The following is a 15,055-nucleotide window of genomic DNA, read 5'->3' on the forward strand; positions in this document are numbered from 1 at the left end:
GATCCAGAAACGAGCACGACAGCGTCTTCGCGCATGACGGGCGCCGGTGGCTCGGCTAGATTAATCGAACAAAAACAAGACGAATTGTCCGGGAGGACAGGCGTGCATCAAGGACGTGTCGTTTTCGGCGCGATCGAGGAGGTCGTGTTCGGCCATCCGGCCGCGGGCGCCATTCTGGCGCAGATGGATCGCCTGGGATCGAACCGCGCCTTCCTGATGGTCTCGGGCACTCTCAACCGGCAGACCAACGAAATCCAGAAAATCAAGCAGTCGCTGGGCTCGCGCTGTGCGGGCTTGTTCGACGCGATGCCAGCGCATACGCCGCGCGAGGCGGTGATCGCGGCCGCCAACGCAGCGCGAGACGTGAAGGCGGATCTGATCGTCACCGTCGGCGGCGGCTCGATCACCGATGGCGCCAAGGCGGTGCAGCTCTGCCTCGCCAACGAAATCGACAGCGTCGATGGCATCGAGCGCATCCGCGTCCATAAGGGCGTGGCGCCGGAGATGACCGCCCCGACGGTGCGCCAAGTCAGCGTGCCGACCACGATCGCCGGCGGAGAGTTCAGCGCGATCGCAGGGGTAACCGATCGCAGCACGCATGTGAAGCAGATGCTGCGGCACCCGCTGATGGTGCCGCGGGCGACGATCCTCGATCCCGCCATCACCGTGCATACACCGGAATGGCTGTTCCTCTCGACCGGCATCCGTGCTGTCGACCATTGCGTCGAGGCGATCTGCTCGCGCGAGACGCATCCCTATGCCGACGCACAATCGGTGAAGGGGCTCGCGATGCTCGCCGATGCGCTGCCGCGGGTGAAGGCCAACCCTTCAGATCTCGACGCGCGAATGGATGCGCAGATCGGAACCTGGCTGTCGATGGGTGCGCTCGCCGCCGGCGTTCCCATGGGCGCGAGCCACGGCATCGGTTACGTTCTGGGCGCGGCCTTCGACGTGCCGCATGGCTACACGTCCTGCATCATGCTGCCGGCCGTGATGCGCTGGAACGAGCCTGAAAATGCCGACCGCCAGATGATCGTCGCGGCCGCGATGGGCTTTCCGGGCCAGAATGCCGCCGACGTGCTGGATGCCTTCATCCGCTCGCTGGGCATGCCGCGCAGCCTCTCCGAGATGCGCGTATCGCCCGAGCATTTCGATGGCATCGCCGGGCAGGCGATGCGCACGCCCTGGGTGCCGCGCAACCCGCGCAAGATCGACGGGCCCGCACAGGTGCGCGAAATCCTGCTTCTCGCTGCATAGCATGACGACCACAAACTCGGTGTCGTCCCGGGCTCGCGCTTCGCGCGCCCCGGAAGGACGACTGAATTCGTCGGTACGCCCTAACCCAGCATCTGGGTATCGCCGCAGATCGAGATCGCCTGGCCCGAGATCGTGCGGCCGCGCGGGCTTGCCATGAACAGGATCTGATCGGCGATCTGCTCCGGCGTCACGTAGTCCTTGATCGAGGTGTAGGAGAACGCGATGCGCTCCATCTCGGCATAGGAGATGCCGCGCTGCTGTGCCTTCGCTTCCAGCACGCGGCGCTGACGGTCGCCGGCGACGAGACCGGGCAGGATCGCGTTGACGCGGATGTTGTCGGGGCCGAGCTCGATCGAGAGCGATTTGGTCAGGCCGATGACGCCCCATTTCGCCGCTGCGTAGGGCGTGCGCATGGCAAAACCGACCTTTCCGGCCGCGGACGAAATGTTGACGATCGAGGCGTTCTTGCTCTCGCGGAGCAGCGGCACCGCCAGCCGCGTGCAGTTGAACTGGCCCGTGAGGCAGACCTCGAGGCAGCGGTCCCAATCCTCCGGATTCATCTCTTCGACCTTCGCCGTCGGACCGGCGATGCCGGCATTGTTGACGAGCACATCCAGCCCGCCAATCGCACGGACCGCCTCGTCGAACATCGTCTTCACCGCAGCGCGATCGGAGACGTCGCATTGCGAGCGCGTGATGGCGGGATCGCTGTTCGTCAGCGCGGCAAGCGCCATCTCGTCGACATCGCAGACATGCACCTTGGCTCCCTCGGCAAGGAAGCGGCGGGCGATGGCAAGCCCTATGCCGCCCGCCCCAGCGGTCACCAATACGCGCAACCCCTTGATGTCGAGATCCATGATGGCTCCGATCGTATCTTGATGCTAAGCGTGAGGATAGATCACAGCCGCCTCGGAGTTGCAAACCCATGGTTAGCAAGGTATCGGCCCGCAAAGTCATCATCACCTGCGCCGTCACCGGCGCGATCCACACGCCGTCGATGTCCCCTGCCCTGCCGGTGACGCCGCAGGAGATCGCGGACGCGGCGGTGGAAGCCGCCGAAGCGGGTGCAGCGATCGTGCACCTGCACGCACGCAATCCCGAGACCGGCCAGCCGGATCAATCTCCGCAGGCCTTTGCGCCGTTCCTCAAGATCATCAAGCAGCGCTCCAATGCCGTGATCAACCTCACCACTGGTGGCGCGCCGACTATGACGGTGGACGAGCGCGTGCGGCCGGCCGCGGTGTACAAGCCGGAAGTCGCCTCGCTGAACATGGGCTCGATGAATTTCGGCTTCTTCGGCATGCTCAACCGCTTCAAGACCTTCAAGCACGATTGGGAACGCAAGCATGTCGAGAACAAGGACATCGTGTTCCGCAACACCTTCCAGGACATCGAGTTCGTGCTGAAGACGCTGTCGGAGACCGGAACCCGCTTCGAGTTCGAATGCTACGACACCGCGCATCTCTACAATCTACAGTACTTCCTCGATCAGGGCCTGGTGAAGCCGCCGCTGTTCGTTCAGACCGTGTTCGGCCTGCAAGGCGGCATTGGCCCGCATCCCGAGGACGTGCTGCATATGAAGCGCACCGCGGAGCGCCTGTTCGGCGACAAGTTCATCTGGTCGGTGCTGGGCGCGGGACGGCACCAGCTTCCGATCGCGGCGATGGCCGCCGCGATGGGCGGCAATATCCGTGTCGGCCTGGAAGACTCGCTTTGGGCCGCGCCGGGCCGCATGGCCTCGTCGAATGCCGAGCAGGTGCGTCTCGCCCGCAAGATCATCGAGGGCCTCGGCCTCGAGGTCGCCACCTCCGACGAGGCACGCGAAATGCTGCATCTGAAGGGCGGCGATACGCTGCAGGTGTGATGAACCGGCCAACCTGCCTGATCTCGCAGTTTTGAACCAGCGGATGTCGGCTTCGGTCGCGCGTGCGGCGGTGGTCCCGTATGCTGCCTGACAGCATCCCCCTGGAGCTTGCAATGCTCGCCGCGATCCTCTTCGTTGTCGGCCTTCTTGCCATCCTGGCCCTATGTGGGCGCTGCACTGCGAAATTCGCGGCGCAGAAGGGGCGTTCATGGGGCGTCTGGTTCGTCCTTGGCGCGCTGTTCTTTCCGCTGCCCTCGATCGTCCTGGCGCTGATGCCCGCCCGCGCGCAAGCGCGGCCGTAGCATCAAGCTGGTTCCAATCATCGAAAACGATGACGTCGGGTTCTCTCACATCGTGAGAGAATGAGGTGCCGTGCGGCTTTACGTCATCCGAATTGCCAAGGCCGCAACCAGCCTTGGCCGTTGCCTGCCCTCGCGGGCATGGCTATCGTCGTCGTCAAACAGGCTGCACAAGGCCTTGAGGCTCGAGGGAGAGAAGCATGCGGAGCGGGAGGGCGCTCGCCGCGATGGTGGCGCTGTCGGTGCTGACGGTCTCCACCATCACGCTGGCTGACGAGGGCAAGCAGGGCGGCATTTTGCGGATGTATCACCGCGACAGCCCCGCCAACGCCTCGATCCATGAAGGCGCGACCTACTCGGTCAACATTCCCTTCATGCCTGTCTTCAACAACCTCGTCATCTACAAGCAGGACGTTCCGCAAAACAGCATGGACGACATCGTCCCGGAGCTCGCCGAAAGCTGGGCATGGGTCAATGACAACAAGACGCTGACCTTCAAGCTGCGTCAGGGCGTGAAATGGCACGACGGCAAGCCGTTCACCTCCGCCGACGTCAAATGCACCTTCGACATGCTGATGGGCAAGTCGCAGCAGAAATTCCGGCAGAATCCGCGCAAGGCCTGGTACAACGAGGTCAATGACGTCACCACCAATGGCGATTTCGAGGTCTCGTTCAACCTGAAGCGGCCGCAGCCTTCGCTGCTGGCGCTGCTTGCCTCGGGCTACACGCCGGTCTATCCCTGCCACGTCTCGCCCGCGGACATGCGCACGCATCCGATCGGCACGGGTCCGTTCAAATTCGTCGAGTTCAAGGCCAACGAATCGATCAAGCTGACCCGTAATCCCGACTATTGGAAGAAGGGCCGGCCCTATCTCGATGGCATCGAGTTCACGATCATACCGAACCGCTCGACGGCGATCCTCGCTTTCGTCGCCGGCAAGTTCGACATGACGTTTCCGACACACATCACGATCCCGCTCCTGAAGGACGTGAAGACGCAGGCGCCGAACGCGGTCTGCGTGGTCGAGCCGGACAACGTCTCGACCAACATCATCGTCAACTCGACGGCGCCGCCGTTCGACAACATCGACATCCGACACGCGATGGCGCTGGCGCTCGACCGCAAGGCCTTTATCTCCATCTTGTTCGAGGGTCAGGCCGACATCGGCGGCACGATGCAGCCGCCGCCGCAAGGGCTTTGGGGCATGCCGAAGGACTTGCTGGAGAGCATTCCGGGCTATGGCCCGGACGTGAATGCCAACCGCGAGGAGGCGAAGAAGCTGATGCAGAAGGCGGGCTATGGCCCGGACAAGCATCTTGCGGTGAAGGTCTCGACGCGCAATATCGCGGAATATCGCGATCCCGCCGTGATCCTGATCGACCAGCTCAAGAGCATCTATATCGACGGCGAGCTCGACGTGGTCGAGACCGCGAACTGGTTCCCAAAAGTCGCGCGCAAGGACTACATGCTCGGTCTCAACCTCACGGGCAATGCGGTCGACGATCCCGACCAGTCCTTCTACGAAAACTATTCCTGCGGTTCCGAGCGCAACTACACCAACTATTGCAACAAGGATATCGAGAAGCTGTTCGACGTGCAGTCGCAGGAGACCAATGTCGAGAAGCGCAAGAAGCTGGTCTGGGAGATCGACAAGAAGCTTCAGGAGGACGTCGCCCGCCCGATCATATTCCACGCGCGCGCGGGCACCTGCTGGCAGCCCTTTGTGAAGGGCGTGACGATCATGACCAACTCCTCCTATAATGGCTACCGCTACGAGGATGTGTGGCTGGACAAGTAGTGCGGCGGACAGGCTGTTAGGTATCCGGCGGGAGGCGAAGGATGTTTGCCTATCTGGTGCGCCGCCTTTTCCTGATGCTCGTAACCCTGTTCGGGATCTCGGTCGTCATCTTCTTGCTGTTGCGCATCGTTCCCGGCAACATCGTCGACATCCTGTTCGCCGCGGCCGGTTATGTCGACCCCGCTGACAAGGCCAATCTGGAAAGGGAGCTTGGCATCGATCAGCCGCTGGTCGTGCAGTATCTGCACTGGATCGGCGGTCTTCTGCGCGGCGATCTTGGCTACTCCTATGTCTCGGAGAAGCCGGCCCTCCAGGAGATCCTGCCGCGTATCCCGATCACGGCGCGTCTCGCGGGGCTCGCGCTGCTGTTCTCGGCTTCCATCGGCATTCCCCTGGGCGTCATCAGTGCGGTGAAGCAGGGAACGAAGCTCGACTATGCATTGCGTGTCGTCAGCCTCAGCGGGCTGTCGCTGCCCTCTTTCTGGCTCGGGCTCTTGATCCTTACCGCGTCGGTCGCGATGTTCGGGCAGATGCCGATCTTCAACCCCAATCCGCAGACCTGGCTCGAAGCGTTCACGACCTACGCCGTTCCAGCCGCCGCGGTCGGCTTCCGGAGCGCCGCGCTCACCATGCGCATCACGCGCTCCTCGATGCTGGAGGTGCTGCGGCAGGACTACATCCGCACCGCGCGCGCGAAGGGCGCTTCCGACGCCGCGGTGAACTATCACCACGCGCTGAAGAACGCGATTTTGCCCGTGATCACCGTGATCGGCATCGAGGCGGCATTCCTGATCGGCGGCCTCATCGTCACCGAGACCGTGTTCAACATCCCCGGCGTCGCTCGATTCCTGGTGGAGGCGATCCGCTGGCGGGACTATCCGATCGTGCAGAACCTCGTGATGTTCATCGCCGTGGTCGTGGTGTTTGCGAACTTCACCGTCGACATGCTCTACGCGGTGTTCGACCCGCGCATCCGGTTTACGGACTAGGGGATCCGCTTGGCTGCAATCGACTACGATCTCGAACTGAAGCGCGCAGGTGCAGGCGCAACCGGCGGCTGGCGGCGCGTGCTGTTCCTGGCGCGACGCCACGTGCTGGGCGCGGCCGGGTTGATCACCATGACGCTGTTCGTGTTCACGGCGATCTTTGCCAATGTCCTCGCCCGCTTCGATCCCCTCACCGTTGATGCCGCGCATGCGTTGGCGCGTCCGAGCGCGCTGCACTGGATGGGCACGGATTCCTTCGGCCGCGACGTGTTCAGCCGCATCATCCATGGCGCGCGAATCTCGCTGGCGGTCGGCCTCGGCTCGACCGCGCTCGGCGGCTCGATCGGCGTCATCGTGGGACTGACCTCGGGCTATCTCTCCGGCTGGGTCGATCTCGTGTTCCAGCGCGTATCCGACATCCTCCAGGCCCTGCCGCTTCTGGTGCTGGCGCTGGTGATGACGGCCGCGCTCGGGCCGTCACTGCCGAACGTGATCATCGCGATCGCCATTCCGTTGATCCCGACGGTGGCGCGCGTGATCCGCGCCAACACGCTGGCGCTGCGCGAGCAGCCCTTCGTCGAAGCCGCCAAATCGATCGGCATGAGCGAGGTGCGCATCGCGCTGCGGCATGTGCTGCCGAACACGTTGGCGCCGCTCATCGTGCTTGCAACCGCGCAGCTCGGCTCGACCATCCTCACCGAAGCCTCGCTTTCGTTTCTCGGCCTCGGCATTCCCGAGCCTTATCCATCCTGGGGCCGCATGCTGTCGGAATCGGCCGCCGAATATGTCCGCACTGCGCCATGGCTAGTGATCTTTCCCGGGATTGCGATCAGCCTTGCCGTATTCGGCACCAATTTGTTCGGCGATGCGCTGCGCGACATTCTTGATCCGAGGCAGCGAGGCTGATGAGCGACGCATCCGAGCTCGTACTTGACGTCAAGAACCTGAAAACGGTGTTCTTCACCAATTCAGGCCTGTTCAGGGCGGTCGACGACCTCTCCTTTCACGTGAGACGCGGCGAGACGCTGGCGATCGTCGGCGAATCCGGCTGCGGCAAGAGCGTGACCGCGCTCTCCCTGATGCGGCTCGTGCCCGATCCGCCCGGTCGAATCGTCGGCGGATCGGTGATGCTCGAAGGCACCGATCTGCTTGCGCTCGACGATGCGAAGATGCGTGCGATCCGGGGCAATCGCATCTCCATGATCTTCCAGGAGCCGATGACCTCGCTCAATCCGGTGATGCGGATCGGCGACCAGATCGTCGAGGCCGTGCGACTGCACCGGAACATCTCGACCAAGGAGGCTCACGACATCGCGGTCGAGATGCTGCGCCTGGTGCGTATTCCCGAGCCGGCGCGGCGCGCGAGGGAATATCCGCACCAATTGTCCGGGGGCATGCGCCAGCGCGCGATGATCGCGATGGCGCTGGCCTGCCGGCCCGCGCTGCTGATCGCGGACGAGCCGACCACTGCACTCGACGTCACCATCCAGGCGCAGATCCTGGCGCTGATCCTCGACCTCCAGAAGGAGCTTGGCACCGGCCTCGTGCTGATCACGCATGACCTCGGTGTCGTCGCGCAGACCGCGCAGCGCGTGATCGTGATGTATGCGGGCAAGAAGGTGGAAGAAGCGGGCGTCGAGGCACTGTTCGCCGCACCAAAGCATCCCTATACGCGTGGCCTGATGGCTTCGATCCCGGCGGTCCCGGCGTCCGGTGTCGCGGTGCAGGCGCGGCTGAACGAAATCCCCGGCACCGTGCCTTCACTGGTGCGGCTGCCAAAAGGTTGCGCCTTCGCGCCACGCTGCAAGCTCGCGGTCAAGCGCTGCGAGGAGGAGTATCCGCCGCTCATGGATCAGGGCAGCGGTCATCTCGCCGCCTGCTGGCGCGCGGCCGAGGTTGCGGCGGAGGTGGCATGAGCAAGGCACTGCTCGAGGTCACCGACCTGATCAAGCACTATCCTGTGCGCGCCGGCGTGCTGCGACGACAGGTCGGCACCGTGCACGCAGTCGATGGCGTCAGCTTTTCGCTGGGCACAGGCGAGACACTGGGCTTGGTCGGCGAATCCGGCTGCGGCAAGTCGACTGTTGCGCGTAGCGTGCTGCGGCTGGTCGAGCCGACCTCGGGCCAGATCCGTCTCGACGGCGAGGACATCACCCATCTCTCCAAGACCGAGTTGCGGCCACATCGCCGTTCGATGCAGATCGTGTTCCAGGATCCCTTTGCCTCGCTCAACCCGCGCATGGTGGCAGGCGACATCGTCGGCGAGCCGATCGCGGTGCACGGCCTTGCGAACGGAAAACAACTTGAACAGCGCGTCGCGAAACTGTTCGAGCAGGTGGGCTTGCGGCCCGATCAGATGCGCAACTTCCCCCACCAATTCTCGGGCGGCCAACGCCAACGCATCTGCATCGCGCGGGCGCTCGCGCTCGAACCGCGGCTGATCGTCTGCGACGAGCCGGTTTCTGCGCTCGACGTTTCGATCCAGGCGCAGGTGATCAACCTCCTGATCGACCTGCAACGCCAGCACGGCTTCTCCTATCTCTTCATCGCGCATGATCTGGCCGTGGTCGCCCATATCAGCCACCGTGTCGCGGTGATGTATCTCGGCCGCATCGTCGAGATCGCGGACAAGGACGAGTTGTTCAGGAATCCGCGCCATCCCTATACGCAAGCCCTGCTCGCCTCCGTTCCGATCGCCAACCCGCTCGCGAAAAAGCTTGCGCCGTTGGTCGATGGCGACGTGCCGAGCCCGGTCAACCCGCCCTCGGGATGTGCGTTTCACACCCGCTGCCGATTTGCGATGGAACGATGCAGGACGGAGCGGCCGGCGTTGGCGGCTGTCGGCTGTCGGCACCAGGTAGCGTGCCTGTTGAACGAGGGGACGGGGCGATCATCGCAGGTCGGTTAGCCGCTTAGGTGGGCAAAGGTGCGTCAGCGCCGTGCCCACCATCTCTCCACCATTGCGGTAGAGGCGGTGGCCACGCAGCGCTTTGCGCACTTACAAAATTTGCAGCTAGCTTGCTTCCGCAAGCTTCATGGTCTCATCGCTGCGGTAGATCGCAAGATCGCGCGAGCCGACGAAGATGGCGCGCGGCTTCAGGCCATAGAAGCGACGGATCGAATGGCTGAAATGGGTACTGTCGGGATAGCCGATATCCTGCGCGAGATGGGCAAGGTTGAGGTCCTGGTTGGCGAAGTGCAGCAGGTGCCGCGCGCGCTTCCAGGCACGGAAGGAGCGGAAGGAGATGCCGGTCTCTTCCTTGAACAGGTGCAGGAAGCGCGAGGCTGAGAGCCCTGCTTCCGTCGCGCAAATGTCCGCCGTCACCGGTTCGCCGGAGAAACGCCCGATGCGCGCGATCGCCCGCATCACACGCGGGTCGAGCACGCGCCGCGGCAGCGCCTCGCCAAAACACATCTCGTCGAATTCGGCGGTGGTGACGTCGCCATAGCGGCGCTGGCGCAGGCACGCGTAAGCGGCGAGGATCTTTCGCGCACAGGCCGCCTTGTCCGGTCCGGTCAGGCGCTGCCGCAATGCCTCGATCACGCCATCCGGCATGCTCTCTGGCTCGAGCGTCACACTTATAACGGTGCGATAATCGCTCGCGATGGTGTGCCGCTCGTTGGGCAGGGTCACGACGAGGACATCGGTGGTGTGGACGTCGTCGATGGTCAGATGAAGGCAGCCCTTGATAGCGACATAGACGTGGCAGCAGCCGGCGGTCCGCCGGCGCGGCCGGCCAAGCAGCCCCGCATAGAACACGCGCTCCGGCGTGATCAGCATCAAATGGTCGGATTCGCGACCTCTATCTTCCATCGGCGGCCCTCCTTGCGCGGCTCTTCGGCCGCTGCAGATGGGGTGTCACCTTAGCGGAATTTCGCTTGGTGTCACGACGGGATAGCGCTGTCACCAAGCTCGCACCGTCGTTCCCGGGCGGTCCGCAGGAGCGAGCCTGGAACCTGGAAGGAGCACGCCCGGAATTGCCGCGGGTTCATCTCCCGGACCTCGCCCGGGCATCTGGTCAGTCCATGGGGTCCGGTTCGTCGGAACGTTCGATCCAGTCCTGCTTTATGAGCAGATGGATGATCTGCTCAAGCGCGCCGACCGGGCTATCGAGGATAGCTATCGAGTTAGGGAGCAAGCGATAGAGCACCTGATACGGGCCAGAAAGGTGGCCTGGCAGGTCAGGGGGACCATACGGCACGCTCATGCCGACGGCACTAGGTTTCGACAGCTTGGGCTGGAAACGGCTGCTAGACAGGCCGAGTTTCAGGAAAATCCTGCGGGTAGCTTCTCTTCCGATCGGCCGGACTGAAGCGCTTCAAGTGCCGCGCGGCTATCTGCGCCAACAAGCTTTCATGCGAAGCAGAAAAATCAGTTCCGCTGGTAGTTTTGCCCGGAGCGTTGCGGCTTGGGCACGTGCGAAGAGCATCTCCAGATCCTGTGCTAAGCCAATATGCAGATCATGCGCGAGCACCGTGATTGATCATCAGGACCATCGAGGACGTGGACTTTAATGCATCCTCGTTGCCGGTCGATGTCCATCACGACGCTCGCTCAAATGGATCATGCTGAGCGGCTCGCACCTCATCTGCCTTGCAACAGTTAAGGGTTAAGGATGTCGGCGAGACGTCGGAGGTTCGTCAGGCGCCTTGCCTTGCAGGTGTTTCAATGCGAGGCGCGCGTGATGCTCGGCCTCTTTGTTGCCGGTCTTCGCGATCTCCTCGATGGCCCAGACCAACGACTGAATGGCACTTTGCGAACTGTCCGTCATAAAAAAGAAAAAGCCCCGCGCCCGCAAATTGTTCCCGGAGGAAGAGCAATCGCCAAGTCTCGCGCCAAGCAAAGCGAGAGCGGCCTTCTATCTCGCCAACATCCAGCGGACAACGCTCCACCATATCACCGGTATGACGAATGAATACGCGCGATGTGTAGACGGGTTCGCGATAAGCCCTCTGTCATTAGTGTGTGGCTTGGCCGCAGCCACCCGGCAGGCTGTCGTTACTCCGGATGTGACGGAAGAGCCGACTTGGGCGTGGTGGCGGTGGCTCGCGAAGGAGTTCGATTACCGCGCGTGCTGGTCGTTTCCTGTCGAAGCGCCAAACGGGCGCATACTCGGGACGTTCGCAATGTATTACAGGTCCCCAACAGCACCTACGCAAGGCGACCTTGACCTCCCGTCAATGCTGACGCGAACCGCAGCAAGATCATCTCAGAGACGGAGTAGCACCGGTCGTGCCCGCCTGAATTTGCGAATGGCCCTAGGGAACCAATCGCGGTACTTCCCGTTCAGATCACATCACCGGCCAAGTTACCGGCCAAGGCTCTGCCCGTAGGCGTCGGTGGCTGAGAGACCGAGCGTGCTCCCGCCTGCACAGGGAAAGGAGCGCCGGTCATGCCGGGCAACACCAACATCTATCGCGCCCGCGATCTGGCTTCTGAGGTCACAGAGCAGGATGCTCGCATGCGCGAGGTCATCGAGAAATCCAAGGACATCCTTCAAACGCCAGCCCCGGACACGTTTCTAGGCCGCTCTGCCCACGTCCCGAAAGAGAGCGATGAAGCGCTTGCTGAGGTCCAGCGCGATCGGCCTTATTCGGCTTTGCCGCAGCGGCGGTAGGGCCGCGCAACACGCCGAGATCGCAGGGCTGCGGCGCTTTGGCCCGAAAAACGCGTGACACAGGCTGGCAATATCCGGCGATATTGCGCGGAGCGTTTGCTCCGGCTGTGACAGTGCCAAGTTGCTGAACACTCGATTGCGAGATATCGCCCTGGAATGACGGGCTCCCTCACGGCCTCAGCCTTGGCGCGACGTTCTGCTCGATGCCGGCTTTGCGTTCTGCCGCCACGGCCCGCTTGAAACCATCGCGCTGCTGCAGCCGCGCCCAATAGTTTGCGACATTTGGCCCGAAATCCCGCGAAAGCCCAATGTTTTCAGCAAGGCGCAGCGCATAACCGATCACGATGTCGGCGGCGGTAAAGCGGCCGGCGCACAAGGCCTCCGTATTTGCGGTCGCAGCCTCGACCGCGCGCAGCCGCCCCAGGAACCATTTTGCATAGTCGCCGGCGACCTGCGGATTGCGTCGCTCCTCCGGCTCGAGCTCGGCGTAACGGAGCACCAGCGTCTGCGGGAAGGTCAGCGTCGCATCGCTGAAATACATCCAGTTGAGGAAGGCGCCGAAATCTGGATCGTTGGCATCGACCATCAGCGGCGTCGGCCCGTATCTGGTGCCGAGATAGTGGCAGATGCCGGAGGATTCCGTCATCCTGGTCTCGCCGTCGATCAGATAAGGGATCGTGCCGAGCGGGTTGATCGCAAGATACTCCTTGGCGAAGACGCGCGGCGGGAACGGCAGCATCTTCAGCTCATACGGCAGGCCCATCTCCTCCAGCATCCAGAGCGGACGGAAGGAGCGCGCCGCGTCGCAATGATAGAGCGTGATCATCAGGCGTTTCCCCTGCTGCCGGGCAGCGTGCCCATCTTGCGAAGTGCCATGGCCTCATCGGCCGCCTCGCACGGTTGCGCATCGTTCCCCATTTCGATCCCCACCACCGGCAGGCCGAGGCGGCGTGGATCGCCCACCGCCGGAAAACGGCGACAGGTCCATGCCAGTGTGGCCTCGCCCGACGATGGCAGTTCTAGGCACACCTCGACGCCGTCCTCCTGGATCGCGATCGCTCGGTCGGCGACGTGCGCGCCGTCGAGATAGAAGCATAGCCCGATTCGATCGAGGGGTTCGCGGACGTTGAGGCATTGAACACGGACGACGTTGCGGCCAAGCGGCGCGCTGATCCGCACCGCTGCCTCGGGCTCGCTCCAGCGGAAGGTGCGGCCTTGCCAGATCTCCGGCGCGTTGAAGCCGGCCTGTGCAAGCACGGACTTGCCCAGCCGCTGCAAGGAATCGTCTCCGGCCTCGCGAATACGGTGGATGCAATCGAGGCGCTGAAAGTCGATCAAGGCCGCAATGTAACGCTTCATCCAGCGCGCGATGTTCTCACGCGAGCCGAAGCGCGCCAGAACGGTCAACACGCAGCGGGCATGGGCTGCCGCGAGCCGCGCCGCAACGCGCGCGAGGAGGTCGCCAAACAGCGTAGGCCCGATCCAGCGCCTGAGTCCGCGCCATGTCTCGTGGGGTCGTCTCAACCATGAACGGCCGTCCAGCACCAGGGCGCTCAGCGCACGCCGCGCAAGCGCGGGATCGAAATTGTCCTGGCGGCTCCATTCGACTGGAATTTCCAGAAGCTCACTGCCCGGCTCGCGCCGCGCTTCTCCGAGGTAACGGATCTCGCCTTCCACGAAATCGAGCGTGAACGTCTTCAGGTCGGACAGCCGCCCGACGTAGTAATGATGGAAGCGGGCCTCCTCGAGATAGCCGATGACCCGGCCGCGCGCATGGTAGGCGGCCGCGAGCACCCATTCTGCGAAATGGCCGAGCTCCTCGCGCAGGCCGCCGCATTCCTCATAGACCTCGCGACGCGTCACGAAACATTGGTCCAGCACCTTGCGCCATGGATGCACTTTCATGCCGAAATCGATGTCGGCTTGATACATCGCGGCTTCCGCTTCGGACAGGCGGTTGTGGCAGACCGGAATCGACTTGCAGGAAAAGCCCGACCATTCGGGATGATCTTCGAAGGCGCGCACACAGAGCGCAAGCACGTCGGGCTCCGGCCAGCAGTGCGACTCCGTGAAGAACAAATATGTCCCGCGCGCCCTTGTCGCGCCGAACGCACAGAGCCCGATGTCATGGGCCGAATCGCAGAATTCGAGCCGTGCCTCGCCGCCGGCAAGCACGGACAGATCTTCGCGTGGCGAGAAGTCCGGCGGCACGACCAGGATGATCTCGTAAAGCGAGCGCGCGATGGTCTGCGACATCCAGCCCTGCCATGACTGCTCCCATTGTCCGCGGTGAAATTCGAGCGGAATGATGACGGAGAACAGCGGACGTTCGGCGTCGGGCACGACTTGCGGACTGGACATGAATGACACTGGCAAAATGAATTCAATAAGAACGCCTGGACGAAAGAGCCGCTAGACCGGAAGGAACAGCGCGAATGGCTCGTCCACCGTACGGCGCAGATGGTCACGGTACAGCGCGTAGTTGACGTTGTCGGGGGAAATTCGTCCCAAGGTCGGCGTCTTGACGTTTCGCGCCGGCACGAGGGCGATGGGGGCCGCGATCGGCGTCAGTTGCGAGCCCGGGCCGGCGCGCAATGTCGAGATGATGCCATACATCTCGCCGGCCACCGTCGGCCGCGACACCGTGATCACGCGGTGCTGCCCGTGCCGGTTGATGACGAGATAGATGAAGCCGGACTGATGCGGAACCGCGACCTCACCGGCATGCTCGTAGGCGGCGTCCGTGCGCTCACCCTCGCGGAAGACCAGCGACGATACTTTCGGCTCCCAGAAGATCTCCGTCCGGTAGGCAAACAACGCATCCTTGTCGCCAAATGACGGTCGCAGCGTGATGTAGACGTCCTCGAGCCAGGTCACCGCGCGGTGCGAATAGGAGCCCAGACTGTCAGGCGCGACATCGTTGCCTGCGGCCAGCGCTGTCGGCGCGGCGTGATTTTTTCGCAAGGCGACCCCCAGGGCCTGCTCCAGCCGCACCGTGGTCGCCAGCGTGAACGGGCGCCGGCCGCCCAGCACCTTCTCCAGCGTCGACAGGCTGAGCTTGGCCTGCTCGGCCAGCGCCTGCCGGGAGATACGCCGTTTGGCAAGCTCCTCGCGGATTTTCTCCGCGACCTCGCGGCTTTGCTCCTCGGTAAGCTGCTTGTCCGGCGTGTGCATCGCTATTCCCTGCTCCAGACGGACACTCTAGCAGGCCGGACAAATCAGCACAAAACCG

The 15,055-nt window shown here is 63.3% G+C and carries 16 protein-coding genes; 10 read left to right on the plus strand and 6 right to left on the minus strand.

Translation table 11 applies throughout. From position 1 onward, the window contains the following. The first annotated feature begins 102 nt into the window (after positions 1 to 102). A complete protein-coding gene (locus ACV1FX_RS22405) occupies positions 103 to 1,257 on the plus strand; it encodes an iron-containing alcohol dehydrogenase (protein ID WP_473119730.1) in 1,155 nt (384 codons plus the stop codon). Positions 1,258 to 1,337: 80 nt separating this feature from the next. On the opposite strand, the gene ACV1FX_RS22410 is transcribed toward ACV1FX_RS22405, so the two are convergent. Further along, the gene (locus ACV1FX_RS22410; protein ID WP_473119731.1) at positions 1,338 to 2,114 is read right to left on the minus strand and encodes an SDR family oxidoreductase; all 777 of its coding nucleotides are present in this window, start codon (positions 2,112 to 2,114) and stop codon (positions 1,338 to 1,340) included. Between the two features lie 68 nt (positions 2,115 to 2,182). Here ACV1FX_RS22410 and kce point away from each other — a divergent pair, with 68 nt between their 5' ends. The 7 genes from kce to ACV1FX_RS22445 all read left to right on the plus strand — a co-directional run bounded on the left by kce (position 2,183) and on the right by ACV1FX_RS22445 (position 9,113). Next, entirely contained in the window at positions 2,183 to 3,121 is a 939-nt protein-coding gene (gene kce, locus ACV1FX_RS22415) for a 3,5-dioxohexanoate:acetyl-CoA acetone transferase (RefSeq protein WP_473119732.1), read from the plus strand. A 113-nt stretch (positions 3,122 to 3,234) separates the two neighbouring features. After that, positions 3,235 to 3,423, plus strand: coding sequence for a hypothetical protein (locus tag ACV1FX_RS22420; RefSeq protein ID WP_473119733.1), 189 nt, complete (start codon positions 3,235 to 3,237; stop codon positions 3,421 to 3,423). A gap of 197 nt (positions 3,424 to 3,620) precedes the next feature. Continuing rightward, positions 3,621 to 5,219 carry an ABC transporter substrate-binding protein gene (locus ACV1FX_RS22425; protein ID WP_473119734.1) on the plus strand — a complete coding sequence of 533 codons (1,599 nt, stop codon included), beginning with the start codon at positions 3,621 to 3,623 and terminating at the stop codon, positions 5,217 to 5,219. 41 nt (positions 5,220 to 5,260) lie between these two features. After that, entirely contained in the window at positions 5,261 to 6,208 is a 948-nt protein-coding gene (locus ACV1FX_RS22430) for an ABC transporter permease (RefSeq protein WP_473119735.1), read from the plus strand. Between the two features lie 9 nt (positions 6,209 to 6,217). Next, positions 6,218 to 7,111, plus strand: a complete 894-nt coding sequence (locus ACV1FX_RS22435; RefSeq protein ID WP_473119736.1) for an ABC transporter permease — start codon at positions 6,218 to 6,220, stop codon at positions 7,109 to 7,111. After that, a complete protein-coding gene (locus ACV1FX_RS22440) occupies positions 7,111 to 8,121 on the plus strand; it encodes an ABC transporter ATP-binding protein (protein WP_473119737.1) in 1,011 nt (336 codons plus the stop codon). Before ACV1FX_RS22435 ends, ACV1FX_RS22440 begins: the two co-directional genes overlap by 1 nt. After that, positions 8,118 to 9,113: an ABC transporter ATP-binding protein gene (locus tag ACV1FX_RS22445; RefSeq protein ID WP_473119738.1), complete on the plus strand. Its 996-nt coding sequence runs from the start codon at positions 8,118 to 8,120 to the stop codon at positions 9,111 to 9,113. Before ACV1FX_RS22440 ends, ACV1FX_RS22445 begins: the two co-directional genes overlap by 4 nt. A 105-nt stretch (positions 9,114 to 9,218) precedes the next feature. On the opposite strand, the gene ACV1FX_RS22450 is transcribed toward ACV1FX_RS22445, so the two are convergent. Continuing rightward, positions 9,219 to 10,019: an AraC family transcriptional regulator gene (locus tag ACV1FX_RS22450; protein ID WP_473119739.1), complete on the minus strand. Its 801-nt coding sequence runs from the start codon at positions 10,017 to 10,019 to the stop codon at positions 9,219 to 9,221. A 205-nt stretch (positions 10,020 to 10,224) separates the two neighbouring features. Beyond that, complete coding sequence (locus ACV1FX_RS22455) at positions 10,225 to 10,413, minus strand: hypothetical protein (RefSeq protein ID WP_473119740.1); 189 nt, start codon at positions 10,411 to 10,413, stop codon at positions 10,225 to 10,227. Between the two features lie 697 nt (positions 10,414 to 11,110). Between ACV1FX_RS22455 and ACV1FX_RS22460 the strand changes: the two genes are divergently transcribed. Further along, positions 11,111 to 11,539, plus strand: coding sequence for a GAF domain-containing protein (locus ACV1FX_RS22460; protein WP_473119856.1), 429 nt, complete (start codon positions 11,111 to 11,113; stop codon positions 11,537 to 11,539). A gap of 59 nt (positions 11,540 to 11,598) precedes the next feature. Further along, positions 11,599 to 11,823: a hypothetical protein gene (locus tag ACV1FX_RS22465; RefSeq protein ID WP_473119741.1), complete on the plus strand. Its 225-nt coding sequence runs from the start codon at positions 11,599 to 11,601 to the stop codon at positions 11,821 to 11,823. Between the two features lie 169 nt (positions 11,824 to 11,992). On the opposite strand, the gene ACV1FX_RS22470 is transcribed toward ACV1FX_RS22465, so the two are convergent. Genes ACV1FX_RS22470 through ACV1FX_RS22480 form a run of 3 tightly spaced genes read right to left on the minus strand, consistent with a single transcriptional unit; the run spans position 11,993 to position 14,997 of the window. Then, a complete protein-coding gene (locus tag ACV1FX_RS22470) occupies positions 11,993 to 12,649 on the minus strand; it encodes a glutathione S-transferase family protein (protein WP_473119742.1) in 657 nt (218 codons plus the stop codon). Continuing rightward, positions 12,649 to 14,184, minus strand: coding sequence for a glycosyltransferase family 2 protein (locus ACV1FX_RS22475; RefSeq protein ID WP_473119743.1), 1,536 nt, complete (start codon positions 14,182 to 14,184; stop codon positions 12,649 to 12,651). The genes ACV1FX_RS22470 and ACV1FX_RS22475 overlap by 1 nt, the downstream gene beginning before the upstream one ends. A 51-nt stretch (positions 14,185 to 14,235) precedes the next feature. Further along, a complete protein-coding gene (locus ACV1FX_RS22480) occupies positions 14,236 to 14,997 on the minus strand; it encodes a helix-turn-helix domain-containing protein (RefSeq protein WP_473119744.1) in 762 nt (253 codons plus the stop codon). Between the last annotated feature and the right edge of the window lie 58 nt (positions 14,998 to 15,055).

This window comes from Bradyrhizobium ingae (genome assembly GCF_055791185.1).